This window comes from Zoogloea sp., assembly GCF_023150065.1.
Classification (GTDB): Bacteria; Pseudomonadota; Gammaproteobacteria; order Burkholderiales; family Rhodocyclaceae; genus Zoogloea.
This window is the reverse complement of sequence record NZ_JAKLLN010000212.1, coordinates 1-546: the sequence shown is the minus strand read 5'-3', so window position 1 is coordinate 546 and position 546 is coordinate 1. Positions and strand designations below refer to the sequence as shown.

1 protein-coding gene is annotated in these 546 nt (G+C 66.3%); it reads right to left on the bottom strand.

What is annotated here, in order from left to right; genetic code table 11:
- The coding region (locus L6Q67_RS24330; protein ID WP_296576344.1) for a ParA family protein at nt 1–546 on the bottom strand (546 nt) is incomplete at both ends.

The following is a 546-nucleotide window of genomic DNA, read 5'->3' as shown; positions in this document are numbered from 1 at the left end:
CTCGGCACTCGCCACCCCCGTCACCGCGGTCTTCGGGATCTCCACCGGCAGCACCTTCTCGGCATAGGTCTGCCCGATCCACTGACGGATCACCGTGCTCGCCGCGTCGGCCGCATCCACCCGGGCCAGCAGCACGTGAATGAAATCGAAGGTCTTGTCCAGGCCGCGCTTGGTGAGCAGCTCGTTGGCCAGGTCTGCAAACAGACTCCAGAACTGCGAGGCCGAGGCGAAATCCAGCGCGTTGGGCGGCAGCGGCATGATGATGCCGTCCGACGCCATGAAGGCATTGATCGTGGTGTAAGACAGGGCAGGGGGGGTGTCGATGACGATGACGTCGTACTCGCCGCGCACATCGTCGATGCCCAGGTCCAGCACGCGCCAGAACTCGAACCCCGGCTCCTGGGTCTGCCGCGCGGGCAGGGCGAACTCGGCCCCGAACAGCACCGGCGCCGCACTCACCAGGTCGATGCCATCCCAGTAGGTGGGCCGGATCGCGTAGCGGATCGAGGTTTCGTGCCCCATCGCCAGCGGCAGGATGGTCTGCGA